The organism is Tepidimonas charontis (assembly GCF_007556685.1).
In the GTDB taxonomy this organism is placed as follows: domain Bacteria; phylum Pseudomonadota; class Gammaproteobacteria; order Burkholderiales; family Burkholderiaceae_C; genus Tepidimonas; species Tepidimonas charontis.
In genome coordinates this window covers 15184-41187 of record NZ_VJON01000018.1, presented here as the reverse complement: position 1 = coordinate 41187, position 26004 = coordinate 15184, and the positions used below count along the sequence as shown (strand labels likewise).

Here is a 26004-nt window from a genome sequence, read left to right as displayed (position 1 = left end):
TTTGGTTTGACGTTGACGTAAACGTCAATCATAGGCGAAAAAGGACCCGCGCCGTTCGGGCGCGGGCCGCAAGCCCCAAGGGGCACACCAGGAGAAGAGCGGTCAGCGGTAGCCGGCGTGGTCCAACATCTGTTGGACCTTGGTCAGATTTTTGGCCACGGTCGCCAGTGGGATGGTCTCCGCCTTGAAATCGGTGCCGCCGAGCGCGCGCAGTGCGGGGTTGTCCAGCTTCACGCCGGGCACGGCCGGGTATTCGTTGTTGCCATTGGCAAAATATTGCTGCGCCTCGGGCGTGGCCAAAAACTCCAGGAAACGCACGGCCGCCTCCGCGTTTTTGCTGTGGCGTGCCACGGCCGCACCGGCGATGTTGACGTGGGTGCCCGTCGTGGCCTGATTGGGGAAGACCACGCGCACGCGCTCGACCACGCGCCGGTCCTCGGGCTTGTCGGAGGCGACCAGACGCGCAAGATAGTAGCTGTTGGTCAGCGCCAACCCGCATTCGCCGCTGGCGACGGCGCGAATCTGGTCGGTATCACCGCCTTTGGGCGGGCGCGCCATGTTGGCGACCAAGCCGTTGAGCCAGGCCTGCCCTTTGTCGTCGCCCAGGCGTTCGATGACGGTGGCAAACAGCGACAGGTTGTAGGGGTGCGAGCCACTGCGTGTGCACAGCAGGCCCTTGAGTTTGGGGTCGGCGAGTTGCTCGTAGGTGGCGACATCCTCGGCCTTGACGCGCAGCGGGTCATACACGATCACGCGGGCCCGCGTGGAAAATCCGAACCAGGTGGTGCCTTGCGGGGTTGGGGCGGCGCGCAAATGGGCCGGAATCGCCGCCTCGAGTTTCGCCGAGCGAATCGGCAGGAACAGCCCCTGTGCGTCGGCGGCAGCCATGCGGGCCGCATCCACCAGCAGCACGACGTCAGCAGGCGAGGCGGCTCTTTCGGCGCGCAGGCGCGCGACGATGCCGGCGTCGTCGCTGTCCACACGGCGCACGGCGATGCCGGTGGCGCGTGTGAAGGCGGCGTACAAGGCCTCGTCACCGGGATAGTGGCGCGCCGAGTACAGGTTCAGGCTCGGAGTCTCGGCCGCGGCGGGCGCGGCCAGCCAAGGGCCGGCTACGGATAGCGCGAACAATGCCCGACCGAGCGTACGGCGGATGCGCGACGGGATGTGAGCGGGGATCTGCGGCATCGAAAATACTCCAAACAGCGATGACAATGGCGTGGACGATGTCGTTGGGTTGGTGACGACGTTTTCTATCTTAGCATAAACAAGAATGATTCGCATTGAAAATAGAGTGCAACCGACGGTCACCGCCTCGTCGTGGTCGCGCCGACGCTGGCTGGGCGGGGTGTTGGGGGCTGCGGGCGCAGCCCTGCTGGCTGGATGCGCCACGCCGCCGCCCGACGCCCCAACCCAGCCGGCTGAGCCGCCTGCACCGCCGCCGCGTCCCCCCCGGATCGGTTTGGCCTTAGGAGGCGGAGCGGCCCGCGGGTTTGCCCACGTGGGGGTGATTCAGGTGCTGGAGCGCGAGGGCGTTCGCCCCGATTTGGTGGTCGGCACCTCGGCCGGCAGTGTGGTGGCGGCGCTGTTCGCGGCCGGGCTGTCGGGCGCTGAGCTGGAGCGCGCCGCGCTGGAGATGGAAGAGGCGATAATTGCCGACTGGACAGTGCCTTGGTTCAACCGCGGGCTGCTGCGCGGCGAAGCACTGGCGCGCTATGTCAATCGCCTGGTGCAGGGGCGCCTGATCGAGGACATGCGCCTGCCGCTGGGGATCTTGGCAACCGATCTGGCCAATGGCCAGGGGGTGTTGTTTCGTCGCGGCGACACGGGCACGGCGGTGCGCGCCTCCAGCGCCGTGCCGGGGGTGTTTTCGCCAGTGAATATCGGCGGGCGTACCTATGTGGACGGCGGTTTGGTGGCGCCGGTGCCGGTGGAGCAGGCGCGCGCGATGGGGGCGGAGCGGGTGATCGCGGTCGATATTTCCAGTCCGGCCGTGCCGCTGGCCCAAACCGATCCGCTGCGCGTGTTGTTGCAGACGTTCACGATCATGGGGCAGACGATCAACCGCCACGTCTTGACGCATGCCGATGTGGTGGTGCGACCGGCCCTGGACGGGGTGGGTAGCACCGATTTCGCGGCCCGTCAGCGCAGCATCGCGGCCGGGCGCGCTGCGATGCAGGCGGCGCTCCCCGTACTGCGCGAGGCGCTGAAAAAAAGCCCCGCCGAGCGGCGGGGCTGAAGGGTCCCTGAGTGTGACGTCGAAGAGACCCGAGGAGACAACTCGGTACGGGCGACGCTCAGGCGTTGTTGGGGCTGCGGCGCGCGCGCGCGCCGGTGCGGCCGGCCGAGGGCGCTGCGTTGCTGGCCGCAGCTGTGGCGGCGCTGGCCGCGGCTTGCTGCCACTGTTGGGCCTGTTGCGTCAGATGTTCGACATTGGTTTGTGCCAGGGCGCTGGCTTGTTGCATGGCTTTTTGCACCGTCTCCATGGCCACCGCGGCGGCTTGGACGGCATGGCGCATGGCCGCCACCGCCGTTTCGCTGCCGGCAGGCGCATTGCGGGCGATGTTGTCCACCACCGCTTCGACCTTGTGCTGGGCATCGCCTAGGTTGTGCTGGGTGGCCTGCGCAAAGGCTTCATAGGTGCTGGCCGCGATTTCATAGAGCTGACGGCTGTAGGCCAAGGATTTTTCGGCCATTGGCTGCAACAGAGCGGCTTGGCGCTGTAGCAGCTCTTGCACGTCTTTGGCCGACAGCAGGGCGTCGGTTTCGCCGGCCGCGTCACGCAAGGCGGCGCGTGTGGCCTGCAAGTTGAGTTCGACCAGGCGTTCCACCCCTTCCAGGGCTTGCCGCGTCAGGCCAAACAGCATCTCGATGTTGGCCTTGTGCGCCGCGGCCAGTTGTTCGGGGGTCAGCATGGTCATCCTCCGCGTGAGTTCTGTCCTGTCGTTCGGCTGCATCATTGTTGCGGTGCAGCATAGCTCCATTATAGAGATTTGGCGAAAAATCGCAAGCGGTTTGCTGCGCTGCAACATCTGATCCAGATCAAGCCGACGCAGCGGCGGTGCACGCTGGCTCGCGCGAGCGTGCGGCTGCGGGACTCACCATTGGCTTGGCCAGCCCGGTGTCGGCCGGGTCGGCTGGCGCGCGCACCGCTGCCGTCGAGGGCCAGTCCGTGCCGTCGCCAAGCAGGGCTTTGGCGACATGCGACAGCAAGGCGACGCGCCGTGCGGCACACTGCGCTTCATGCGGGTGTTTTATGCCACACAGTTCGTTTTGAACCTGCCCCCAGGGCACCGGTTCCCGATGCAGAAGTACGCGCTGCTGCGCGACGCGCTGGCCGCCGAGCCGGCGTATCGGTTGTGTCAGGCCGAGCCAGCCAGCGACGGTGAGCTGGCGTTGGTGCACACACCGGCCTACATCGAGGCCATCAGCCACGGCACACTGCCGCCTGCGTTGCAGCGGGAGATCGGTTTTCCATGGAGCCCGGCGATGGCCGAGCGCGCCCGCCGTTCGGTGGGGGCGACGGTGCAGGCGGCGCGCGCGGCGCTGTTCGAGGGTGAGGGCGTGGCCGCGAATGTGGCGGGCGGCACCCACCATGCGTATGCCCACAAAGGCGGTGGTTTTTGCGTCTTCAACGACGCCGCGGTGGCCGCGCGCCTGATGCAAGCGGAGTGGGCGCGGCGCAGCGCCCGCCACCGCGCGCGCCCGCTGCAGGTGGCCATCGTCGATTTGGATGTGCACCAAGGCAATGGTACCGCAGCGATCTTTCGCGACGACGCCTCGGTCTTTACGCTGTCGTTGCACGGCGCGCGCAACTTTCCGTTTCGCAAGGAACCCAGTGACTGCGACGTCGAGCTGCCCGACGGCTGCGGCGACGCCGAGTATCTTCAGGCGCTGGAGTGGGCCTTGGGCGAGCTGGAGCGGCGTTTTGCCCCCGACTTACTGATTTATCTGGCCGGGGCCGATCCGCACGAAGGCGACCGGCTGGGCCGACTCAAACTCACCGATGATGGCATGGAGGCGCGCGACCGCCGCGTCTTCGAGTGGGCCTGGCAGCATCGCGTGCCGCTGGCGATGGCGATGGCCGGTGGCTACGGACGCGATATCGCCACCACTGTCCGGGTGCAGCGCACCACGTTTGCGGTGGCACTGCAGTACTGGCGGCGCTGGTGCGCGGTGGCAGAATCGGTGTCCGAGCCGGTTGGGGACGCAGGCGGCCCGATGGCCGCCCCACCGGCCGTCCGCTGACACCCGCGTGGTGCCGGCCACCCATTTTTCGAGCAAGAGGCAAGGAGACCCGCGCGTGAGCATGACTGCGCCCGCGCGCCCGCAACCGTTGGCGCGCCATCATTACCGTTTCTTTCGCTCCATCGGGACGCGCTGGATGGACAACGATGTCTATGGCCATGTCAACAACGTCGTTTACTACAGCTGGTTCGATACCGCCGTCAATGCGTATCTGATCGAACACGGCGCGCTCGATATTCACGCCGGGCGCGTCATCGGCCTGGTGGTGGAGACACAGTGCTACTACTTCGCCCCGCTGGCGTTTCCGCAGGCGGTGGAGGCAGGCTTGCGCGTGGCGCACGTCGGGCGCTCCAGCGTGCGCTACGAAGTGGGCATTTTTGCCGCGGGCGCCGAGCAATGCGCGGCGCGCGGCCATTTCGTGCATGTCTATGTGGACCGAGACAGCCGCCGGCCCGTGGCGGCGCTGCCCGACGCGCTGCAACGTGTTGTGGAGACCCTGCAATGACCGCCCGTGACCCCGTGACCCCAATCGATGCGCCCCTGCCCACGCCACGGCAGGCGGCGGCGCTGCCCATCGATGCCGCCGCGGTGGAGGCGGCCATCGTCGGTCGCCGCTCGGTGCGCGCCTTTTTGCCCGACCGCCTGGTGCCGCGGCCGCTGATCGAGCGCTTGTTGCAGCTGGCCGCCCGCGCGCCGTCGGGCACCAACACACAGCCGTGGAAGGTATACGTGTTGCAGGGCGCAGCGCGCGATGCGCTGGTGCAGAAAGTGTGCGCCGCCCACGATGCGTTGCGCGCCGACCCGGGGCTCGCGGCCCAGTACCAGGAAGCCTACGATTACTACCCACGCCAATGGGTCAGTCCCTACGTCGACCGGCGGCGCGAAAACGGCTGGGGTCTGTACGGGCTGCTGGGCATCGGCAAAGGCGACAAAGACAAGATGCACGCGCAGCATCAGCGCAACTTTCGTTTTTTCGACGCGCCGGTGGGGCTGATGGTGACGATCGATACCGTGATGGGGCGCGGCTCGCTGGTGGACACCGGCATGTTTTTGCAAACGCTGATGATCGCCGCCCGTGCGCACGGGCTGGATACGTGCCCGCAGGCGGCGTGGAACCCGTATGCCCGCATCATCTTGCCGCACATCGGCGCTGGTGACAACGAAATGCTGGTGTGCGGCATGGCGCTGGGGTATGCCGATCCGCACGCGCTGGTCAACCGGTTCGAAACGCCGCGTGAGCCGCTGGAGCGTTTCGTCACCTGGGTCGAGTGAGGCGGCCATCGTCTCGTCGCGGCCGCCAAAACGCTCTGTGGTTCAGACCATTCATGGAGGTCACGCTCATGCCCGACAGGCCACACACCCGCCCCGCCGTCCTGGTGGCGCGTGCCATCTTTCCCGAAACCGTGCAGCGTCTACGCGCCCACTTCGACGTGGAGGACAACCCCGACGATGTCGAATGGTCACGCGAGGAGCTGATCCAGCGCTTGCAGGGCAAGGCCGGGGCGTTGCTGACCGGCACCCAGCGCATCGACGATGAACTGCTGCGGGCTTGTCCGCAGTTGCGCATCGTGGCCAATATGACGGTGGGGTTCAACAATTTCGACCTTGCCGCGCTGGATGCGCACGGTGTGGTGGGCACCAACACCCCCGACGTGCTGACCGAGACCACCGCCGACTTCGGCTTTGCCCTGCTGCTGGCAGCGGCGCGGCGCGTCACCGAAAGCGAGCGCTATCTGCGCGCCGGATGCTGGACGCGCTGGTCCTACGATTTGTTCGCCGGTGCCGAAGTGCATGGCACCACGCTCGGCATTCTCGGCATGGGGCGCATCGGGCAGGCGATCGCGCGCCGCGGGGCGCACGGCTTTGGCATGCGCGTGCTCTACCACAACCGCACGCGACTGGATGCGCGCATCGAGGCCGAATGCCGCGCCACCTACGTGAGCAAGGACGAACTGCTGCAGGCATCCGACCACCTGGTGCTGGTGCTGCCGTATACGCCGCAAAACCACCACATCATCGGCGCGGCCGAGTTGGCCCAAATGAAGCCGACGGCGGTCCTCGTCAACATCGCGCGTGGTGGCATCGTGGATGACGCGGCCTTGGCCGACGCGTTGCGCACGCGCCGCATCGCGGCGGCGGGGCTGGACGTGTTCGAGGGCGAGCCGGCCGTTCACCCCGGCTTGCTGGAGGTGCCCAACGTGGTGCTGACCCCGCACATCGCCAGCGCCACGGTGCGCACGCGGCGCGCGATGGCCGACTTGGCGGCGGACAATCTGATCGCCTTTCTGACCGAAGGGCGGGCGCTGACTCCGGTCAATGCCCCAGCGGTGCTGCGCGCCGGATCGTAGCCGCGGCGGTGGCCACCGCCGCGCCCGGTGCGTTGGCAGGGCGCAGGGGGCGATGCGCGCCCGACCGTGGGTGCCTTCCCGTCATAATCGACGTATGAGCGAACACCTCGTCGTGTGGCTGGTGGTGCTGGCCACGGTGCAGCTGTTGATCGTTGCCTGGCTGGCCGTCAGGGCGTTGCGTCCCGCCCCGCCCGTGGAAGCGCCCGAGGCGGTGGAGGCGCGGCAGCGACTGTGGGCGTGGTTGCAGGCCCAATCCGATCGGATCGAGCGCCTGGAGAGCGAGCTGCGGCGTGAACTGAGCGACTCGGCTCGGGGGCAGCGGCAGGAGGTATCGCAGACGCTGACCGCGTTTCAGGAGGCGCTGGTGCGGCAAAGCGCCGAGGCCGCCCGCACCCACAACGCCCAGCTCGATGCGCTGGTGCAGCAGCTCGCGCAGCTACGCGCCAGCGTCACCGAGGCGTTGTTGCAGCAGCTGCAGGGCCTGACCGAGTCCAACGCGCGCCGCTTGAGCGAGGTGCGCGCCACGCTGGAGGCGCAATTACAGCAGCTGCGGGAAAGCAACGCCGCCAAGCTCGACGAGATGCGCGCCACCGTGGACGAGAAGCTGCATCAGACCTTGGAGGCGCGCCTGGCGCACAGCTTTGCCCAGGTGGCGCAGCGGCTGGAGCTGGTGCATCGTGGCTTGGGCGAGATGCAATCGTTGGCGGCCAGCGTTGGTGACCTCAAGCATCTGCTGACCAATGTCAAGACCCGCGGCACCTTTGGCGAGGTGCAGCTGGCCACGCTGCTGGAGCAAGCGCTGGCGCCCGAGCAGTATGCGTTGCAGCAACCCACCCGGCCTGGCAGTCGGCAGGTGGTGGACGCGGCGATTCGTCTGCCCGGCCCGCAGCGCGACGGCCCGCCGGTGTGGTTGCCCATCGATGCCAAATTTCCCACCGAAGATTATGAGCGGCTGCTGGCGGCGCAGCAGCGGGCCGACCCCGACGCCGTGGAGCAAGCGGCGCGCGCCCTGGAGGCGCGCGTGCGCCAGCAGGCGCGCTCCATCGCCGACAAATATCTGGAGCCGCCGCACACCACCGAGTTCGCGCTGCTGTTCTTGCCCAGCGAGGGGCTGTACGCCGAGGTGTTGCGCCGACCCGGTTTGGTGGAGGCGCTGCAGCGCGAGCACCGGGTGACGGTGGCCGGGCCCACCACCTTGCTGGCCTTGCTCAACGCACTGCACATGGGCTTTCGTACGCTGGCGCTGGAGCGCCGCTCGGCCGAGGTGTGGGAGGTGCTGGGTGCGGTCAAAACCGAGTTCGCCAAATTCGGCGATGTGCTGGCGAAGGTGCGCAACCAAACGCAAACGGTGCTCAATACGCTCGATCAGGCGGAAGTGCGCACGCGCCAAATGCAGCGCGCGCTCAAGCGGGTGGAAGCGGCGCCAGCGCCCGAATCCGTCGGCTTGTCCTGGGACCCGTTCGATGACCGCTAGAAGCGGCTGGCTCCGAGGCGCGCATCACCTCGACCATCGCTGCCGTGACACCCCGTCCGTCTTGCCTAAAATCGGCGGATTCGTCCGTCGCCTGTGTGCGATGACTCCCGGGCGCTGCATGTGCGTGCCCGCTGCAAACCCGTGACCACGCCGTGACGTTACTTTCGATCGTCTTGTTGCCCCTGCTCGTGGGGACGACGCTGACCGCTTGGCTCGGGCAGCGGCACCGCGTCGCCAGCGCAATCGCCGCCGCTGGCGTGACCGCCGGCAGTCTGGTCCTGCTGTTGTCGCAAGCCAGTGTGGTCTGGAGTGGACAGGTCGTTTCGTTCAGCCTGCCCTGGGTGCCGGACATCGGCCTGACCGTGGGACTGCGGCTCGATGGGCTGGCCCTGATGTTCGCTGGTTTGATCACGGTGATCGGCTTGCTGATCATCGTGTATGCGGCCTACTACTTGGCACCCGAGGATTCGGCGGCCAAGTTCTACGCGCTCCTGATGCTGTTCATGGCCGCCATGCTGGGTGTGGTGCTGTCCGACAACCTGCTGCTGCTGGTGGTGTTCTGGGAGCTGACCAGCGTGTCGTCCTTTTTGCTGGTGGGCTACTGGGGGCATCGGCCCGAGGCACGTCAGGGCGCCCGCCAGGCGCTGGCGATTACCGGCGGCGGCGGCCTGGCCATGCTGGCGGGCTTCGTGCTGTTGGGGCTGAGCGCGGGCACCTTCGAAATCAGCGAGATGAGCGGGCGCGCCGCCGAGATTCAGGCCGACCCCTTGTTCGTGCCTGCGCTGCTGCTGATCTTGGTGGGGGCCTTTACCAAGAGCGCACAGTTTCCGTTCCACTTTTGGTTGCCGGATGCGATGGCGGCGCCGACTCCGGTGTCGGCCTATCTGCACTCGGCAACGATGGTCAAGGCCGGCATCTTCCTGCTGATGCGGCTCACCCCCGTTCTGGCCGGCTCGGGTTGGTTCGAGGGCATCGTCACCGTCGTCGGCGTGGTGACATTGCTGTTTGCCGCGTTCATCGCCATCTTCAAGCACGATCTGAAGGGACTGCTGGCTTACTCGACGGTTAGCCACCTGGGGCTGGTGACGTGTCTGATCGGGTTGGCGTCGCCGTTGGCGGCGGTGGCGGCGGTGTTTCACGTGCTCAACCACGCCACCTTCAAGGCGGCCTTGTTCATGGTGGCGGGCATCGTCGATCATGAAACGCACTCGCGCGACATGCGGCGCTTGGGCGCGCTGTGGGCCTTCATGCCCTGGACCGGGACGCTGGCCGTGATCGCCGCCGCCTCGATGGCGGGCGTGCCGTTGACCAATGGCTTTGTGTCGAAGGAAATGTTTTTCACCGAGGCGGTGGCGGTGACGGCACGCGGCTGGGGGGCGTGGCTGCCGGTGGCGGTGACGTTGGCGGGATTGTTCAGCGTGGCGTATGCGCTGCGCTTGGTGCACGACACCTTTTTCAACAACCACCTGGGCGATGTGCCGAACCGTCACCCGCACGAGCCACCGCTGGGCATGAAGGTGCCCGTGGCCGTGCTGGTGGCGGCGGCGGTGGCCATCGGCCTGGCACCGGCATGGGTGGCCCAGCCCTTGGTCGAGGTGGCGGCCACGGCGGTGGTGGGCCAAGCGCTGCCACCCTTTCACTTGGCCCAGTGGCACGGCGTCAACCTGCCGCTGGCCATGAGCGTGGCCGCTTTGGCGGGGGGCGTGGCCCTGTACGCCGCTTTGATGCGCGGGCGTCGATTGCATACACTGGTGTCCGAAGCGTGGTTTGGCCGCTTCACCGGGCGAGGGGTGTTCGAGGCGACGATCGAAGCCCTGTTTGGGGCGGCAGGACGGCTGACGGCCGCGCTGGAAAACGGCTCGCTGCAACGATACCTGGCTTGGGTGGTGGGGACTGCGGTCGTCGTTGCAGCAGCGCCGCTGTGGAATGCGGGGGTTGGCGCCGGCGAGCGCGCGCTACTGCCGGCCAACCCGCTGGCACTGGTGGTGTGGCTGCTACTGGCGGCTACCTGCGCCGCCTTGGTGGCCATGCACCACTGGCGTTTTCAGGCCGTGGTGCTGGTGGGCGTGGTGGGATTGGTGACGGCGCTGACCTTCGCCGCCTTTTCGGCCCCCGATCTGGCGCTGACGCAGCTGTCGGTCGAACTGGTCTCGACGGTGTTGCTGCTGATGGGCTTGGCGCTGCTGCCGCAGCGCACGCCCCGCGAGTCCTCCCCTAATCGTAAGTTGCGCGACGCCCTGTTGGCACTGTCCGCCGGCGCTGGCGTGGCCTGGATCGCCTGGGTGATGCTGACGCGGGACCACGCTTCGATCGCCTGGTACTTCTTGGAGCAGTCGCTGCCGGCCGGCGGCGGCAGTAATGTCGTCAACGTCATCTTGGTGGACTTCCGCGGCTACGACACCTTTGGTGAGATCACCGTGCTGGGTATCGCCGCCATCGGCGTGCTGGCGCTGATGGAGGGGATGCGGGTGCGCCGGCCCCCCGTGGATGAGGCGGGGCGGCGCTGGACCTTCGCCCAGCCGCCGTTGCTGCTGCGTGTGGCAGCCAACATCGTTTTGCCGGCGGCGTTGGTGGTGTCGGTGTATATCTTCATGCGTGGTCACAACATGCCTGGCGGCGGTTTCATCGCTGGGTTGATCACGGCCGTTGCGCTGGTGTTGCAGACCATGGCGCTGGGTCTGTCGCAATCGGAGTCTCTGCTGCGCTCGCGCGGTGGCGCACGCTATGTGCGCTGGATCGGCAGCGGCTTGGCCATCGCCGGGTTGACCGGCGCCGGGGCATTCGTGCTCGGCCGTCCATTCTTGACCAGCGCCCATGGCCATCCGCACGTGCCGCTGTTGGGTGAGCTGCCGCTGGCCTCGGCGGCGCTGTTCGATTTGGGTGTGTATGCAACGGTGGTGGGGGCCACGTTGTTGACCTTGGCCGTGCTGGGGCAGGCCAGCCAGCGGGGGGTGACGCCCCGGGAAGGTGAACCATGTTGAGTATGGAGTGGCTGGTGGCCACCGGCATTGGTCTGGTGACGGCCAGCGGCGTGTATTTGCTGCTGCGCGGTCGTACCTTCCCGGTGGTGCTGGGGCTGTCCCTGCTGGGATACGCGGTCAATGTCTTCATCTTCGTGATGGGCCGGCTGTGGATCGGTGCGCCCCCCATTTTGGTGGGTGAGGGCCCCGTGGTCGATCCGCTGCCGCAGGCGCTGGTGCTGACCGCCATCGTGATCGGCTTTGCCACCACCGGCTTCGTCATCGAGTTGGCGCTGCGCAGCGCGCACGAGTCCGGTAGCGACCACGTCGATGGCAGTGAGCCGGGCGTGCGTCTGGACGGCACCGCCCGCCATGAAGGGGGCGGGACATGATCGGGGCCCTGCTGGACATGTGGGGGCGACACGCGCCGGTGCTGTCGGTGCTGCTGCCGTCGTTGACGGCCGTGGCCTTGCTGCTGTTGGGTGATCACGGCAACGTTTCACCCGAAGGCGGGGGACACGAGGGCAGCCGGCTGGCGTGGCGGCGCCGCCTGAGCCTGGCCTCGGCCGGGCTGGGGCTGGCGATGGCAGCCGGCTTGGTGGTTCGCGCGAGCGGGGGCGAGCTGCAGGTTTATGAGCTGGGTGAGTGGCCGGCGCCGTTTGGCATCGTACTGGTGCTCGATCGCCTCTCGGCCTTGATGGTGCTGCTCACCTATGCGGTGGCGCTGCCGGTATTGGCCTACGCCAGCGGCGGCTGGGATACGCACGGACGGTATTTCCACGCCATCTTCCACTTCCAGTTGATGGGGTTGTGCGGTGCGTTTTTGACCGGCGACCTGTTCAACCTGTTCGTTTTCTTCGAGGTGTTGCTGATCGCCTCCTATGTGCTGTTGCTGCATGGGCGCGGCGGCGAGCGGTTGCGCATGGGTGTGCACTACGTGGTGCTGAATCTGACCGCCTCGGCCCTGTTTTTGATTGGGTTGGCGATGTTGTATGCGGTCACCGGTACGCTGAACATGGCCGATGCCGCCCTGAAAGTGGCCGCGCTGCAAGGGCAGGAGTTGCGTTTGGCGCAGTCGGCCGCACTCATTTTGTTGGTGGTGTTTGGTCTGAAGGCCGCGCTAGTGCCCCTGTATTTCTGGTTGCCGGGGGCCTACGCGGCGGCCAGCGCGCCGGTGGCGGCGCTGTTTGCCATCATGACCAAGGTGGGGGTGTACGCCATTGTGCGCGTGCACTGGGTGATCTTCGGTCTCGATGCCGGCGCGGCCAGTCTGACCGTGCAGCCGTGGTTGTTGCCCGCCGCGCTCGTCACCAGCGTGTTGGGGGTGCTCGGGGCGCTGGCCGCGCACAGCCTGTCGCGGCTGGTGGCCTACCTCACCGTATCGTCGGTAGGCACGATCGGGGTGGGGGTGGCCTTGTTCACGCCGCAGGCACTGTCGGCGGCGTTGTACTACACGCTGCACAGCACGGTGGTGGTGGCGGGCTTGTTTTTGTTTGTCGAGTTGGCTGCGGCGCAGCGCGGGGCGATGGGCGACCGTCTGCAGCCCGCGCCCCAGGTGCACGAGCCCGTACTGCTGGGCGTGATGATGTTGTTTGGCGCCGCTTCGGCCGCTGGGCTGCCACCGCTGCCCGGCTTTTTGGGCAAGGTGATGCTGCTGCAGAGCGCGGCCGACTTGGCGCTGCGTCCATGGGTGTGGACGGTGGTGTTGGGGGTGGGGTTTCTGACCATCGTCGGCTTGGCGCGCGCTGGTGTTATCTTGTTTTGGCATGTACAGCCGCCGGACGGCGGCGCGGCGGCGGGACACAGCGCCCGCTTGCAGCTGGCGCCGTGGGCGTTTATGGCGATGACCGTCGCGCTGGCCGTGGTCGCCGCCCCGGTCAAGGCCTACACCGATGCCCTGGCCCAGCAGCTGACCGACAAGCGCCACTACGCCGACGTGGTGTTGGCACGCCACGGCGGCGCAGCGCTGCCCACCACTCGTCCCTACGATGGGCGGCGCGCGCCGCCCAGTACGCTGCACAGCCCTGAACCCCAGCAGGAGGCGCGGCCATGACGACACCCCCCGCCCCGGCACGCCCCGCTGCGCCTGCGCGCAGCGCGTGGCGGACCTGGTTCCCACATCCCGTACTGTCCCTGTTGCTTGGTTTGACGTGGCTGCTGTTGGCACACAGCGTGGCCGTGGTGCATTGGCTGGCCGCCGTCGTGCTGGGTTGGGGGGTGCCACGCCTGCTGGCGCCGTACCTGAGCCCGTCCAGTCGCCTGCATTGGCCCAGCGCCGTGCGTCTGATGTTTGTCGTGCTGTGGGATATCGTGGTGGCCAACGTCACGGTGGCCCGGTTGACCTTGGGGTCGATGCAGCGCCCCCAGCCGGCGTGGCTGCGGGTGCCGCTGGCGACCGATCACCCACGCGTCAACGCGCTATTTGCCAGCATCATCACGATGACGCCGGGCACCGTCTCGGCGGTGATCGATGAGTCGCGGCGGCTGTTGTTCGTGCATGCACTCAACTGCGATGACGCGCCGGCCATGGTGCAGGACATGAAGACCCGTTATGAAGCGCCGTTGTGCCGCGTGTTCAGGGTGGAGCCGACAACGACAACTGCATCGCAAGGAAGCTCGCAATGATCAGTCCGTTTCTGTCCTGGGCGTTGGATGTGGCGATCGTCGCGGTGGCGCTGTCGGTGCTGTTGTGCGGCTGGCGACTGCTGCGCGGTCCTACCCTGCCGGATCGAATCCTGGCGCTGGACACGCTCTACATGGGGCTGGTGGCGCTCATCATCCTGCTCGACATCCGCTTCGATACGGCCCTGTTGTTCGAGGCCGCGCTGATCGTTGCAATGCTCGGGTTCGTCTCGACCGTTGCGCTGGCGCGTTACGTCACGCGCGGTGACGTGATCGAAGAGTGAAGGGGCAGTCCGATGACGACCGTACTGGAAAACCTGGCGGCGCTGCTGATTCTGGTGGCGGCGTTCTTTTTGTTGGTGGGAGCGATCGGCCTGCTGCGCTTTCCGGACTTTTATATGCGGCTGCACGCGCCGACCAAAGCCTCGACCTTGGGCGTGGGCGGCGTGTTGTTGGCGTCGATGCTGGTCACACTGGCGCACGGCCACCCCGGGTTTGCCGAGTTGCTCATCACGTTGTTCGTGTTCGTGACGGCGCCGGTGTCGGCCAGTTTGCTGGCGCAGGCAGCGTTGCATCTGCGGCTGCACAGCCGCGCCCCGGTGCCGCGCGACGCGGTGCCCGAGCGGCGCACTGCGGAGGAATGAGCGATCGCGGCGAACGCGACTGGCACGCCAGGCGCCGGCGCGCGAGGCGGCCATGAACGTGCGCCAGTGCGCGGCGGGGCCGGAGGGCGGGGAGCAGGGGCGCGGGGAGCAGGGGCGCGGGGAGCAGGGGCAGTGCGGGCCGTGCCTGAGCCCGGCCGGCGGCCGTCGGGCAGGCCCGATATGGGTCAAACCGGGCCAGCGTGGCCTTCTACATCGCCATGCGGTGGTGCCGGACAGGCGGCCGGCAGGTTGTAAAACGCCCGGATGCCGTCCCAGGCATCCTCCGGGCTGTCCACGTAGGTGAACAGGTCGAGATCCTCGGGGGAGATGACGCCTTCTTCGACCATGAACTCGAAGTCGATCAGGCGCTTCCAGTAGGAGCTGCCGTACAAGAAAACCGGTACCGGGCGCGATTTGCGCGTTTGCACCAAGGTCAACACTTCGAACAGCTCATCGAGCGTGCCAAATCCGCCGGGGAAGGCCACCAAGGCTTTGGCGCGCATCATGAAATGCATTTTGCGCAGCGCAAAGTAGTGGAACTTGAAGCGCAGCTGCGGCGAGATGTAGGGATTGGGCTCCTGTTCGTGGGGCAACAGGATGTTGAGTCCGACGCTGGGCGCGCCGCAGTCGTGCGCACCGCGGTTGGCGGCTTCCATGATGCCGGGGCCACCACCGGTGACGATGTAGAGCTGATCCTGCACCGGGCAGGATTGGCTGTAGGCGGCCACCAGTTGCGCAAAGCGCCGCGCCTCGTCGTAGTAGCGGGCATTGCGGCGCAGTGTCTCGGCGCGGCGAATGGCGGCGGGGTCACCGCTGGCCTGCGCAGCCCTCCACTGGGCTTCGGCCTGGGTCGGTTCGCGAAAGCGCGCGCTGCCAAAGACGACGATGGTGTTGACGATACCCGCCTCGGTCATCCCGATGTCGGGTTTGAGCAATTCGAGCTGAAAGCGGATGCCGCGGGTTTCGCGGCGCAGCAAAAACTCCGGGTCGGCGAACGCGAGCCGATAGGCATCGGGCGCAGGGCGTGTGCCCTCATCGGACAGCAGGTGCATTTCGACGGCGGCGTCGGCGAGCCGCTGCACCTGCAGGTCATGGACGGCGTTGCTCGGATGGGTGGGGTCGGATGGCATGGCGGCAGGGGTAGGAGGCAACAAAAAGGCCCCATCAGGGGCCTGTTCAGAGGGCAGCGCTCGGCCCGCTGTGGCGCAGGCGCGCTTCAGACGCGCTTGCGGTATTCGCCAGTGCGGGTGTCGATTTCGATCTTGTCACCCTGTTCGACGAAGATGGGTACCTGGACTTCGAAGCCGGTGGCGATCTTGGCAGGCTTGAGCACCTTGCCCGACGTGTCGCCCTTGACGGCGGGTTCGGTCCAGGTGATCTCGCGCACCACGGTGGTGGGCAGCTCGATCGAGATCGCCTTGCCGTCGTAGAACACCACTTCGGCGGTCATGCCGTCTTCGAGGTAGTTCAGGGCATCGCCCATGTTTTCGGCTTCGACCTCGTATTGGTTGTACTCGGCATCCATCCAGACGTACATCGGGTCGGCGAAATAGGAGTAGGTGCACTCCTTCTTGTCCAGAATGATGTTGTCGATTTTATCGTCGGCCTTGAAGACGACCTCGGTGGCGCTGTTGTTCAGCAAGGCCTTGAGCTTCATGCGCACGGTAGCGGCGCCGCGGCCGCCGCGCTGATATTCGGTTTTCAGGACGATCATGGGGTCCTTGCCGTGCATGATGACGTTGCCGGCGCGGATTTCTTGGGCGAGCTTCATGGATGTCAGCCTGGGAATGGGAGTCTGGTTTGTCAAACCCATCATTTTACCCTGAGGCCCGCTTGGCGTGCACGAAGGCCAGCAGTCGCGTGAGCAGGTCGTCCTGAGCCAGCAGACGCTGGCGCGCGGTGCGCGCTGCTTCGGTCCAGGCCGCGAGGTCGTCTGCGGTCAGGGCAGGGGGCACGGCGCCGGGCACGCCGTTCCACGCCCGCAACCATGCCTGCCAGTGCGGCGGCGCGTCGAGCCAGCGCAGGAAGGCCTCGAGCTTGACGTGATGGGCGTCGTCGTCCTGTGGATAGATCTGCCACAAAAAGGGCCGACCGGCCCACAGCGCACGCACCAAGGAATCTTCGCCCCGCACCAGGTTCAGGTCACAGGCCCACAGGCGTTCATCAAAGGCTGGCTGGGGCACGGTGGGCTGGATGCACGCACTGGCCGTCACCGGCAGCGCAGCGGCGGCGGTGCGCTGCCAGGCGGCGGCGCTGCGTCCGGCGGCCACCAGCCAGCGGGCATGGGCCAGGGCCGGCTGGGCCACCAACGCGGCCAAGGCGGGCGGCTCGTAGCAGAACAGGCTCACCCACGGACCGCTGTGTGGACCCTGGCGGGCCCGCCAAGCCTGTTCATCGAATGCCTGCTGCCGCGCCAACAGGTCCGCTTCGCGCAGCAGGCCGCCGGTGTCCGGCGTGAAGCCGGGAAAGAAGAACCATTTGGTGCGACCCCGCAGCGGCCCATGCAGCACAGGGGAGGGCAGACCGTGGCTGCGCGCCACCCAGGGCTCGGCGCTGAGATATTCCAGGTTGAGCCAGATGCCGTGGGCACCCTCCGGCGAGGTGGCGGGCAGCCGCGCCGCCACCCAGGTATCGGGCACGTGGCAGCCAAAGGCTTCCACCAGCACATCACTCGGGGGCAGCGGCGGGGGCAGGGCTGTCGGTTGCGTGCGTGGCCACGGGTGCACGGCCACTGCGGCGTCGGCGCCGTGGCGCGGCTCGGGCGCCAGCAGGGCCAGCAGCGATGGGTCGTCGATCCACAGCCGTACCTGCTGACCCGCGGCGGCCAGTTGGCGGCACAGACGCCAGCACACCCCGGCGTCGCCCCAGTTGTCGACGACGTGACAAAAAATATCCCACCGCAGCGACGGCCCGGGGGCCGCTGGCCGCGCCGCGGGCGCCGACGCGCTACAGTGTGCATCGGCGCATGCGGTCGTCTTCGCGGCGCGTTCTGTGTGCATTGGGGCCATGTCAGCCGAACATTCCGATACTGTTTTGCGCGACGTCGCAGCGTTGCCATCGCTGCCGGGGGTGTATCGCTTCTACGACCAAGACGGCGAGCTGCTGTATGTGGGCAAGGCCCGCGATCTGAAGCGTCGCGTCAGCAGCTATTTCCAGCGCGCGCACGACGGCACCCGCATCGGCCACATGGTTTCGCGCATCGCCCGGCTGGAGACCACGGTGGTGCGCTCCGAGGCCGAGGCGCTGCTGCTGGAAAACAACCTCATCAAGACCCAGCAGCCGCGCTACAACATTCTCTTTCGCGACGACAAGAGTTACCCCTATTTGCGCATCAGCGCCAGCACGTGGGCAGCGGGCCAAGACAGCGACCCCGCGCGGCCCGATCCCGGACACTTTCCACGCGTATCGTACTACCGCGGGCCGGTGGATCGGCGTCACCAATATTTCGGCCCCTATCCCAACGCCTGGGCGGTGAAGGAGGCCATCGAGCTGCTGCAGCGGGTGTTTCGCCTGCGCACCTGCGAAGACACCGTGTTCGCGCATCGCACGCGGCCGTGTCTGCTGTATCAGATTCGGCGCTGCAGCGGGCCCTGTGTGGGCCACATCAGCCCGGCCGATTACGCCGCCGACGTGCGTGCCGCCAGCGCATTCTTGCAGGGGGACAGCGACGCCGTACTGGCCGAGTTGCAGGCCCGCATGCACGGGTATGCCGAGCAGTTGGCGTTCGAGCAGGCCGCGCAGGTGCGCGACCAGATTGGCGCGTTGTCGCGTGTGTTGCAGCAGCACGCCATGGAGAGTCGCGAAGACCAGGACGTGGACATCATCGCGGTGCGCGTGCAGGGCGGGCGGGCGTGTGTCAATTTGGCCATGGTGCGGGGCGGTCGGCATCTGGGAGATCGGCCGTTTTTCCCTGCGCACGTGGAGGATGGGGCGGCGTTGGCCGACGTCGAAGCACAGGCCCGCTCGCCGGAGCAGCACGTGCTGGAAGCCTTCTTGGCGCAGCACTACACCCAGACCCCGCCGCCGCCCGTGCTGGTGCTGGGGGCGCCGATGCACGACGGTTTGCTCGACGCCCTGAGCGAGCAAACCGGGGTGCGGGTGCGTGCCGTGTTTCACCCGCGCGAGCAGCGCGCCGTGTGGCTGGAGCTGGCGCAGCGCAACGCCGAGCTGCAGCTGGCGCGCCTGTTGGCCGAGGAAGGGTCGCAGCAGGCGCGCACCCGCGCGCTGGCGCAGGCGCTGGGTCTGCCGGCCGATGACCCCGAGGCGCTGGCCGCACTGCGCATCGAATGTTTCGACGTGTCGCACACCGCGGGGGAAGCCACCATGGCCGCATGCGTGGTGTACGAGGGGCACCGCATGCAGCCGGCGCAGTACCGGCGCTACGCGGTGGCGGATGTGACGCCGGGTGACGACTACGCCGCCATGCGCCAGGTGTTGCTGCGCCACTACGGCAAGCGGGTCGAGGGACTGCGCGCCGGCGCCGACGTGCGGCTGCCGGACGTGGTGCTGATCGACGGCGGTGTGGGGCAGGTGAAGGTGGCGCGCGCGGTGTTTGAGGCACTGGGGCTGGACTTGGGCCGACTGGTGGGGGTGGAAAAAGGCGCGGGCCGCAAAGTGGGGCTGGAGGAGCTGGTGTTCGCCGATGGGCGCGAGAAGCTGACCTTGGCCGCCGATTCGGCGGCGCTGATGCTGGTGGCCCAGATTCGCGATGAGGCACACCGCTTCGCCATCACCGGCATGCGCGCGCGCCGTGCCAAGGCGCGCACCGGCGCCAGCCGCTTGGAGGACATACCAGGTGTCGGTCCCAAGAAGCGGGCGCGCCTGCTGGCGCGCTTCGGGGGCGTGCGCGGCGTTGCCGCCGCCAGCGTCGACGATTTGACGCAGGTCGAGGGCATTTCGCGCGCGCTGGCCGAGACCATCTATGCCGCCCTACACGGGGGCGCCAACGCATAATTCGTCCACCATGTTTTTCAATCTGCCAACGCTGCTGACTTGGGCGCGCATCGCCGCCATTCCGCTCATCGTCGCGGTGTTCTATTGGCCGGGTCTGGGCGTGGCATGGCAAAACACCTTGGCCACCGGGCTGTTCATCGTCGTTGCGCTGACCGACTGGGCCGATGGTTATCTGGCGCGCCGCTTGAACCAAACCTCGTCGTTCGGTGCCTTTCTGGATCCGGTGGCCGACAAATTTTTGGTCTGTGCCAGCGTGTTGGTGCTGGTCCATCTGGGGCGCGCCGATGTGTTCGTGGCGCTCATCATCATCGGGCGCGAAATCGCGATTTCGGCCCTGCGCGAGTGGATGGCGACGATCGGTGCGGTGCGCAGCGTGGCGGTGCACATGGTGGGCAAGGTCAAGACCGCCACGCAGATGGTGGCGATTCCGTTTTTGCTGTTCGACGGCGTGGTGTGGGGGGTGGATACCCGCTGGTGGGGTACGCTGTTGATTTGGGTGGCCGCGGTGCTGACCGTGTGGTCGATGGGGTTTTATTTGCTCAAGGCGCTGCCCGAAATCCGCGCCCGCGCGCGTTGAAGGCACACGCCCCCGTGACCGTGGCCGCCGACACCATGACCGCTGTGGACGAATCGCCCTGGATACGGGCGATGCCGGCGCTGTTCGTACTCATCTGGAGCACGGGTTTCATCGTGGCGCGCTATGGCATGCCGCACGCGCCGCCGATGACCTTTTTGGCGTGGCGGTACGCCTTGTCCCTGGGTTGCTTTGGCCTCTGGATTGCGCTGGCGCGGGTGGCGTGGCCGCGCGGACGCGCGCAGTGGGGGCACTTGGCGGTCACGGGTATTTTGATGCACGCCGGCTACCTGGGCGGCGTGTGGGCAGCCGTCAAGGCTGGCATGGGCGCGGGCCTGTCGGCCTTGATCGTCGGCTTGCAGCCGGTGCTCACTGCGGTGTGGCTGTCCGCCACCGGCGCCCGGGTGTTGGCCCGCCAGTGGCTGGGGCTGGCGCTGGGCTTGGCCGGCTTGGTGCTGGTGGTGTCGCACAAGTTCGGCGCCGGTGGGCCTGGCGACACCGCCACCGCGTTGAATCTGGCGTTGGCCGTCGCGGCGCTGCTGTCCATCACGGTGGGCACGCTGTACCAAAAACGCTTTTTACAGCCCTGTGACGTGCGCACCGCCAATACCGTGCAGCTGGGCGCGGCGCTGTTGGTGACGTTGCCACTGGCGTGGCTGGAAAACGAGGCCATGCACTGGAACGCCGAGTCCGCCGCCGCGATGGCATGGTCGGTGCTCGGCCTGACGCTGGGCGGCAGTTCCTTGCTGTACCTGTTGATCCAGCGCGGCGCGGCGGCGTCGGTGTCCAGTCTGATGTATCTGGTGCCGCCGTGCACCGCGTTCATGGCGTGGCTGCTGTTCGGCGAACCCATCACCCTCGCGACCGTGGGCGGCACGGCGTTGACGGTGCTGGGGGTGGCGATGGTGGTACGCGGCGGCCGCTCACGTTGAACCCGCTCTCTGGAGAGTCGAACCATGTCCCGTGCTCATCGCATTGCCGTCATCGCTGGCGACGGCATCGGCACCGAAGTCATGCCCGAGGGCTTGCGCGTGCTGGAAGCGGCAGCCGAGCGCTTTGGCATCGCGCTGGCGTTCGACCACTTCGACTGGGCCTGCTGGCCATATTTCGAGCGCCACGGCCAGATGCTGCCCGACGACTGGAAGGAACGCATCGGCGGGCATGACGCCATTTTCTTTGGCGCCGTCGGCTGGCCGCAAAAGATTCCGGACCACGTCTCGCTGTGGGGCTCGCTGCTGAAGTTTCGGCGCGAATTCGACCAGTACGTCAACCTGCGCCCGGCACGGCTGATGCCCGGCATTCGCTCGCCGCTGGTGCGGCGCGATGGCAGTGCGCGCGCGCCCGGTGAAATCGATATGCTGATCGTGCGCGAAAACACCGAGGGCGAATACTCCAGCATCGGCGGGCGCATGTTCGAGGGCACCGAGCGCGAGCTGGTGGTGCAGGAGACGGTGATGACGCGCCACGGGGTCGATCGGGTGCTGCGCTACGCCTTCGAGCAGGCGCGGCGCCGCCCGCGCAAGCGCTTGACCAGCGCCACCAAGTCCAATGGCATCGCCATCACCATGCCCTACTGGGACGAGCGCGTGCGCGCCATCGCCACCGAGTATCCGGACGTGACGGTGGAGCAGTTCCACATCGACATACTGACGGCGCATTTCGTGCAGCGGCCCGAGCATTTCGACGTGGTGGTGGCCAGCAATCTGTTCGGCGATATCCTGAGTGACTTGGGGCCGGCGTGTACCGGCACCATCGGTATTGCGCCCTCGGCCAACCTCAACCCACAGCGCACGCATCCATCGTTGTTCGAGCCCGTGCACGGCTCGGCACCGGACATCGCCGGCCGGGGTATCGCCAACCCCATCGGCCAAATCTGGTCCGGCGCGCTGATGCTGGATTTTCTTGGCCACCACGCCGCACACGACGCCATCGTGCGTGCCATCGAGGCGGTGCTGGAGCCGGGCAGCGGTGGCCCCCGCACGCCGGACATGGGCGGCAACGCGCGCACGGCCGATGTGGGCCGAGCGGTGGCCGAAGCACTTCGCCGGGGCAGTTGATGGCCCTGGCCGCGCAGTGGATGACGCGCCACCGACACCGCCGCGACGCGACAGCCACTGCCGAGTGGCTACAATACGCGCCTTTTCGCCACCGGAGTCCCCGGAGCCGAGGCGATACTCCAGTGCCAGAGGAAGCCAATGAACAAGACGCAACTGATCGATCACATCGCCGAGCAGGCGCAACTGACCCGACAGCAAGCCACCCGGGCGCTCGACGCCGTGCTGGGTGCCGTCACGGATACGCTGGCGCGCGGCGGCGACGTCACCCTGGTGGGCTTCGGCAGCTTCGTGGTCGATGAGCGCGCTGCGCGCAAGGGCCGCAACCCCAAGACCGGCGAAGCGGTGGACATTCCCGCGGTTAAAATGCCGAAATTCCGACCGGGCAAAGCCCTCAAAGACGCCGTCAACGGCTGACGCCCGGGACTGGGGCTGGCGCCAGTAGCCGGTCTCGGTCACGCTCCTGGATCGGGTGCTTAGCTCAGTTGGTAGAGCGGCGCCCTTACAAGGCGTAGGTCGGCGGTTCGAGCCCGTCAGCACCCACCAATCCTTCCCGATCCCGCGCGCGCCCATGTTCGACCTCATCCGCAACAACACCAAGGTGCTGATGGCACTGCTGATGTTGTTGATCATCCCCTCCTTCGTCTTTTTCGGCATCGAGGGCTACACGCGCTTTCGGGATACCTCCGAGCCGGTGGCCCGCATTGGGCGCGAGCGCATCACGCGCACCGAGTGGGAGGCCGCCCACCGCCGCGAGGTCGAGCGGCTGGCCGCTTCGATGCCGGGTATCGACCGGGCACTGCTGGAGAGCGACGCCAGTCGGCGCGCGACGCTGCAGCGGCTGGTGGATGAACGCGTGCTGGCGCGCGCGGCGCAGGATCAGCGTCTGACGGCGACCGACCGGCGTGTAGCGCAGGAGCTGCTGGCCATTCCCGCCATCGCGCAATTGCGGCAGGCCGACGGCACGCTGGATATGGCGCGCTATCAAGATCTGTTGCGCGCGCAGGGCATGACGCCAGAACAGTTCGAGGCCAGTGTGCGCGCCGAACTGGCACGTTCGGCAGTGCTGCGCACGGTGGCCGACAGTGCCCTGGCTGGTAACACGGCGGCGCAGTTGGCCACCGCGGCCTTCTTCGAGCAGCGCGAAGTGGCCTGGACCGTCTTTCGACCGGCCGACTTCGCCGCCACGGTGCAGGTAGGTGAGGCCGAGGTGCGCGCACACTACGACGCCCACGCCGACGACTACCGTACGGCGGAGCAAGCCGATGTCGAATATGTGTTGCTCGATCCGGAGGCGCTGACGGCGCGCGTGACGGTCAGCGAGCAGGAGCTGCGCGACTACTATCAGCAAAACGTGGTGCAGAATGCGCGCGCCGAGCAACGGCGCGCCGCGCACATCCTGTTGCAGCTGGCGCCGGACGCCAGCGCCGAAGAAAAAGCTCGGGTGCGCGCGCAGGCCGAGCGCCTGCTAAGCGAGGTGCGTGCCAACCCGCAGCGTTTTGCCGAGTTGGCAAGACAACATTCGCAGGATCCGGGTTCCGCCAATAAGGGAGGGGATCTGGATTGGTTCGGTCGGGGCGCCATGGTCAAGCCCTTCGAAGACGCCGTCTTTGCGCTGCGCAAAGGCGAAATCTCCGACCTTATCGAGACCGAATACGGGCTGCACATCATTCAACTGTTGGATGTGCGCCAGCCAGCGGCCGAACCGTTCGAGGCGGTGCGCCCGCGCTTGGAGGCGGAACTGCGGCGCCAATTGGCGCAGCGCCGCTTCGCTGAAGAAGCCGAGCGTTTCAGCAATCTGGTGTACGAACAACCCGACAGTCTGGCGCCGACGGCCCAAGCGTTGGGGCTGACCGTGCGCCGCGCCACCGTCGAGCGTACCGGTGCGCTGCCGACCGCCGACGACACAGCGCGTGCGGTGTTGCGCGAGCCGGCGGTGTTGCGCGCCATCTTTCAAGAAGAGGCGCTGAGCGCCAAGCGCAACAGCGCGGCCATCGAATTGCCGGGCAACCGGCTGGTGGCGGTGCGGGTGGTGGAGCACCGCCCGGCGCAGCGCCGTCCGTTCGAGACCGTGGCGGCCGAGGTGCGCGCCGCGCTGGTGACGCAGCGGGCTCTGGCGGCCGCGCGCGAGGCGGCGCAGGCGCGCCGCACCGAGTGGGCGGCGCGCGAGCCCGCGCCAGCCACACTGCGTGCCCCCGTGCTGGTGTCGCGCCAGGCGCCCAACGGACTGCCACTGCCGGCCGTGCGTGCGGCCTTGAGTGCGCGTCTGGAGGGGGATGCGCCCGCTTGGCTTGCGGTGGATTTGGGCGCGGAAGGGGCTGCGGTGTTGCGCGTGCGCCGTGGCCCGGCCCGGGCCGAGCCCGATGCCGTGCAGCGCAAGCGCGAACGCGATGAGCTGGCCCGCCTGCTGGGTGAGGGCGAGAGCCAAGCCTACCTGGCCGCCTTGCGCGAGCGCTATCGCGCCGAGGTGCTGGTGCGCTGAGGCCCTCGGTGCCGCGCCGGGGCGCTGGAGGCGGCCCGTGTCGCCCCTGTCCAGCCGGTCAAGGCGCCGATTTCTGGCCGATTTGTCGCTATAATTCAAAACTTCTGCGGTGGCTGTAGCTCAGTTGGTAGAGTCCCAGATTGTGATTCTGGTTGTCGTGGGTTCGAGTCCCATCAGCCACCCCAAACATATCAAGGCACGTGAACCACAGGGCCCTGGCGGGCCCTGTGTCTTTTGGCCTCTCTGAGCCATCGCCAGCGCATCGCTCGGCGCCGCAGCGGCAGCGCGCATCGCTTCAGCGCAGAGAGAACGCCCTGCGGTCAACGGCAACGCCCACCTGCCCCGAGGCAGGGTCCGTCGGTGGCCAGCGGCCTGGCACAATCGGGTGCCAGGCAGCCACCCGCGCAGCGGCGGGGCCGTGGTGTCGTGGCCAGCGCAGCCGCTGCCGCCCCTGCCGTACGAACCTTTCTTCAACCGCAACGCGACAACGACGATGGCCAAAGGCATGATTCTGGCCGCGGGACAGGGAACCCGCGTGCGCCCGCTCACCAAGGACCTGCCCAAACCGATGGTGCCCATCCTGCACAAGCCGGTGATGGAGTACCTGATCGAGTTGTTGGCCGCGCACGGTGTGTGCCAGATCATGGTCAACGTGGCGTGGAACCACCACAAAATCGAACAATATTTCCGCGATGGCCACCGCTGGGGCGTGGAGATCGGCTACTCCTACGAAGGGGTGTACGAGCATGGCGACATCCTGCCGCGCCCGCTGGGCTCGGCCGGCGGTATGCGGCGCATCCAAGACCACAGCGGTTTTTTCGATGACACGACCATCGTGCTGTGTGGCGACGCGCTGGTGGACCTGGACATCGGCGCCGCACTGGCCGAGCACCGCGCCAAGGGCGCGCTGGCGACGGTGATCACGCTCGATGTACCGCGCGAGCAGGTCGGCAGCTATGGCATCGTCGTTGCCGACGAGGACGGCCGTGTGCGCTCGTTCCAAGAAAAACCGCGTCCCGAGCAGGCGCTGTCGACGCTGGCCAGCACGGGCATCTATATCTTCGAGCCGCCCGTGCTGGACCTGATACCGCCGGGGCGGGTGTTCGATATCGGCAGCGAGTTGTTTCCGCTGCTGGTGCAGCGGGGCCTGCCGTTTTATGCCCAGACGCGCCCGTTTCACTGGATCGACATTGGGCGTGTGAGCGACTACTGGTCGGTGTGGCAGCGGGTGCTGCGCGGCGAGCTCGACGGCATGCGCATGCCCGGCACCGAGGTCTGCCCGGGCGTGTGGGTGGGGCTCAACACCCGCATCGATTTCGAGCAGGTGGACATCACCGGCCCGGTGTATATCGGCTCCAGCGTGCGGCTGGAGCCGGGCAGCGCCATCGTCGGCCCGGCCTGGATCGGTCACGGCTGCCACCTGCGCGCTGGCTCGCGCGTGGAGCGCAGTGTGTTGTTCGAGTACACGCGCATCGGCGCCGGGATGCTGTTTCAAGACATGATCGTCTCGCCCAGCTACTGCGTGGACCGGCTGGGTCGCGCCACCTACGTGGGCGACGATCGCTGTCCGCTGCGCTGGGGCGACGCGCGCGGCTGACGATCGCCAAGGCGGTGGGCCCCAACGGGGGCCGAGGGCTGCGTGAGG

24 protein-coding genes and 2 tRNA genes are annotated in these 26004 nt (G+C 67.4%); 21 read left to right on the top strand and 5 right to left on the bottom strand.

Annotation, left to right across the window (positions count from 1 at the left end; all coding sequences use genetic code 11):
* Nucleotides 1–102: 102 nt before the first annotated feature.
* Nucleotides 103–1188, bottom strand: coding sequence for an extracellular solute-binding protein (locus Tchar_RS06910; RefSeq protein ID WP_144328322.1), 1086 nt, complete (start codon nucleotides 1186–1188; stop codon nucleotides 103–105).
* An 85-nt stretch (nucleotides 1189–1273) separates the two neighbouring features.
* Between Tchar_RS06910 and Tchar_RS06905 the strand changes: the two genes are divergently transcribed.
* Nucleotides 1274–2239, top strand: a complete 966-nt coding sequence (locus Tchar_RS06905) for a patatin-like phospholipase family protein (RefSeq protein WP_144328321.1) — start codon at nucleotides 1274–1276, stop codon at nucleotides 2237–2239.
* A gap of 58 nt (nucleotides 2240–2297) precedes the next feature.
* Here Tchar_RS06905 and Tchar_RS06900 read toward each other — a convergent pair whose 3' ends face one another.
* Nucleotides 2298–2921, bottom strand: a complete 624-nt coding sequence (locus tag Tchar_RS06900; protein WP_144328320.1) for a phasin family protein — start codon at nucleotides 2919–2921, stop codon at nucleotides 2298–2300.
* 322 nt (nucleotides 2922–3243) lie between these two features.
* Between Tchar_RS06900 and Tchar_RS06895 the strand changes: the two genes are divergently transcribed.
* The 11 genes from Tchar_RS06895 to Tchar_RS06845 all read left to right on the top strand — a co-directional run bounded on the left by Tchar_RS06895 (nucleotide 3244) and on the right by Tchar_RS06845 (nucleotide 14296).
* Entirely contained in the window at nucleotides 3244–4248 is a 1005-nt protein-coding gene (locus Tchar_RS06895) for a histone deacetylase family protein (protein WP_144328333.1), read from the top strand.
* A 61-nt stretch (nucleotides 4249–4309) separates the two neighbouring features.
* Nucleotides 4310–4753, top strand: coding sequence for an acyl-CoA thioesterase (locus Tchar_RS06890; RefSeq protein WP_144328332.1), 444 nt, complete (start codon nucleotides 4310–4312; stop codon nucleotides 4751–4753).
* Nucleotides 4750–5520 (top strand): nitroreductase, encoded by a 771-nt coding sequence (locus Tchar_RS06885; RefSeq protein WP_144328319.1) that lies wholly within the window; start codon nucleotides 4750–4752, stop codon nucleotides 5518–5520. Before Tchar_RS06890 ends, Tchar_RS06885 begins: the two co-directional genes overlap by 4 nt.
* 53 nt (nucleotides 5521–5573) lie before the next feature.
* The gene (locus tag Tchar_RS06880) at nucleotides 5574–6596 is read left to right on the top strand and encodes a 2-hydroxyacid dehydrogenase (RefSeq protein ID WP_236640340.1); all 1023 of its coding nucleotides are present in this window, start codon (nucleotides 5574–5576) and stop codon (nucleotides 6594–6596) included.
* A gap of 94 nt (nucleotides 6597–6690) precedes the next feature.
* Nucleotides 6691–8070, top strand: coding sequence for a DNA recombination protein RmuC (gene rmuC / locus Tchar_RS06875; RefSeq protein WP_144328318.1), 1380 nt, complete (start codon nucleotides 6691–6693; stop codon nucleotides 8068–8070).
* Nucleotides 8071–8222: 152 nt separating this feature from the next.
* Nucleotides 8223–11051, top strand: coding sequence for a monovalent cation/H+ antiporter subunit A (locus Tchar_RS06870; RefSeq protein ID WP_201739322.1), 2829 nt, complete (start codon nucleotides 8223–8225; stop codon nucleotides 11049–11051).
* A 2-nt stretch (nucleotides 11052–11053) separates the two neighbouring features.
* The gene (locus tag Tchar_RS06865) at nucleotides 11054–11422 is read left to right on the top strand and encodes a Na+/H+ antiporter subunit C (protein WP_201739324.1); all 369 of its coding nucleotides are present in this window, start codon (nucleotides 11054–11056) and stop codon (nucleotides 11420–11422) included.
* The gene (locus Tchar_RS06860; protein WP_236640338.1) at nucleotides 11419–13083 is read left to right on the top strand and encodes a monovalent cation/H+ antiporter subunit D; all 1665 of its coding nucleotides are present in this window, start codon (nucleotides 11419–11421) and stop codon (nucleotides 13081–13083) included. The genes Tchar_RS06865 and Tchar_RS06860 overlap by 4 nt, the downstream gene beginning before the upstream one ends.
* The gene (locus tag Tchar_RS06855; RefSeq protein ID WP_144328315.1) at nucleotides 13080–13655 is read left to right on the top strand and encodes a Na+/H+ antiporter subunit E; all 576 of its coding nucleotides are present in this window, start codon (nucleotides 13080–13082) and stop codon (nucleotides 13653–13655) included. The genes Tchar_RS06860 and Tchar_RS06855 overlap by 4 nt, the downstream gene beginning before the upstream one ends.
* Nucleotides 13652–13936, top strand: coding sequence for a K+/H+ antiporter subunit F (locus tag Tchar_RS06850; RefSeq protein ID WP_144328314.1), 285 nt, complete (start codon nucleotides 13652–13654; stop codon nucleotides 13934–13936). The genes Tchar_RS06855 and Tchar_RS06850 overlap by 4 nt, the downstream gene beginning before the upstream one ends.
* Before the next feature lie 12 nt (nucleotides 13937–13948).
* The gene (locus Tchar_RS06845) at nucleotides 13949–14296 is read left to right on the top strand and encodes a Na+/H+ antiporter subunit G (protein WP_144328313.1); all 348 of its coding nucleotides are present in this window, start codon (nucleotides 13949–13951) and stop codon (nucleotides 14294–14296) included.
* Between the two features lie 185 nt (nucleotides 14297–14481).
* Here the strand turns inward: Tchar_RS06845 and Tchar_RS06840 are convergent, their stop codons facing one another.
* The 3 genes from Tchar_RS06840 to earP form a co-directional block, all read right to left on the bottom strand.
* A complete protein-coding gene (locus Tchar_RS06840) occupies nucleotides 14482–15426 on the bottom strand; it encodes an LOG family protein (RefSeq protein ID WP_144328312.1) in 945 nt (314 codons plus the stop codon).
* A gap of 86 nt (nucleotides 15427–15512) precedes the next feature.
* Nucleotides 15513–16067 (bottom strand): elongation factor P, encoded by a 555-nt coding sequence (efp, locus tag Tchar_RS06835; protein ID WP_144328311.1) that lies wholly within the window; start codon nucleotides 16065–16067, stop codon nucleotides 15513–15515.
* A 46-nt stretch (nucleotides 16068–16113) separates the two neighbouring features.
* The gene (gene earP, locus Tchar_RS06830; protein WP_236640335.1) at nucleotides 16114–17304 is read right to left on the bottom strand and encodes an elongation factor P maturation arginine rhamnosyltransferase EarP; all 1191 of its coding nucleotides are present in this window, start codon (nucleotides 17302–17304) and stop codon (nucleotides 16114–16116) included.
* On the opposite strand from earP, the gene uvrC reads away from it, so the two are divergent.
* The 9 genes from uvrC (at nucleotide 17303) to Tchar_RS06785 (ending at nucleotide 25956) form a co-directional block, all read left to right on the top strand.
* Entirely contained in the window at nucleotides 17303–19249 is a 1947-nt protein-coding gene (uvrC, locus tag Tchar_RS06825; RefSeq protein WP_144328310.1) for an excinuclease ABC subunit UvrC, read from the top strand. The genes earP and uvrC overlap by 2 nt on opposite strands.
* 10 nt (nucleotides 19250–19259) lie before the next feature.
* Nucleotides 19260–19826 (top strand): CDP-diacylglycerol--glycerol-3-phosphate 3-phosphatidyltransferase, encoded by a 567-nt coding sequence (pgsA, locus tag Tchar_RS06820; RefSeq protein ID WP_144328309.1) that lies wholly within the window; start codon nucleotides 19260–19262, stop codon nucleotides 19824–19826.
* A 35-nt stretch (nucleotides 19827–19861) separates the two neighbouring features.
* Nucleotides 19862–20755, top strand: coding sequence for a DMT family transporter (locus Tchar_RS06815; RefSeq protein WP_144328308.1), 894 nt, complete (start codon nucleotides 19862–19864; stop codon nucleotides 20753–20755).
* A gap of 24 nt (nucleotides 20756–20779) precedes the next feature.
* The gene (locus Tchar_RS06810) at nucleotides 20780–21880 is read left to right on the top strand and encodes a tartrate dehydrogenase (RefSeq protein ID WP_144328307.1); all 1101 of its coding nucleotides are present in this window, start codon (nucleotides 20780–20782) and stop codon (nucleotides 21878–21880) included.
* A 138-nt stretch (nucleotides 21881–22018) separates the two neighbouring features.
* Nucleotides 22019–22294, top strand: a complete 276-nt coding sequence (locus tag Tchar_RS06805; RefSeq protein WP_144328306.1) for an HU family DNA-binding protein — start codon at nucleotides 22019–22021, stop codon at nucleotides 22292–22294.
* Between the two features lie 53 nt (nucleotides 22295–22347).
* Nucleotides 22348–22423 (top strand) — tRNA-Val (locus tag Tchar_RS06800).
* 25 nt (nucleotides 22424–22448) lie between these two features.
* Nucleotides 22449–24359, top strand: a complete 1911-nt coding sequence (locus Tchar_RS06795; protein WP_144328305.1) for a SurA N-terminal domain-containing protein — start codon at nucleotides 22449–22451, stop codon at nucleotides 24357–24359.
* Nucleotides 24360–24468: 109 nt separating this feature from the next.
* Nucleotides 24469–24544: transfer RNA gene (locus Tchar_RS06790), tRNA-His, on the top strand.
* Between the two features lie 308 nt (nucleotides 24545–24852).
* Nucleotides 24853–25956: a sugar phosphate nucleotidyltransferase gene (locus tag Tchar_RS06785; RefSeq protein ID WP_144328304.1), complete on the top strand. Its 1104-nt coding sequence runs from the start codon at nucleotides 24853–24855 to the stop codon at nucleotides 25954–25956.
* Nucleotides 25957–26004: the final 48 nt, after the last annotated feature.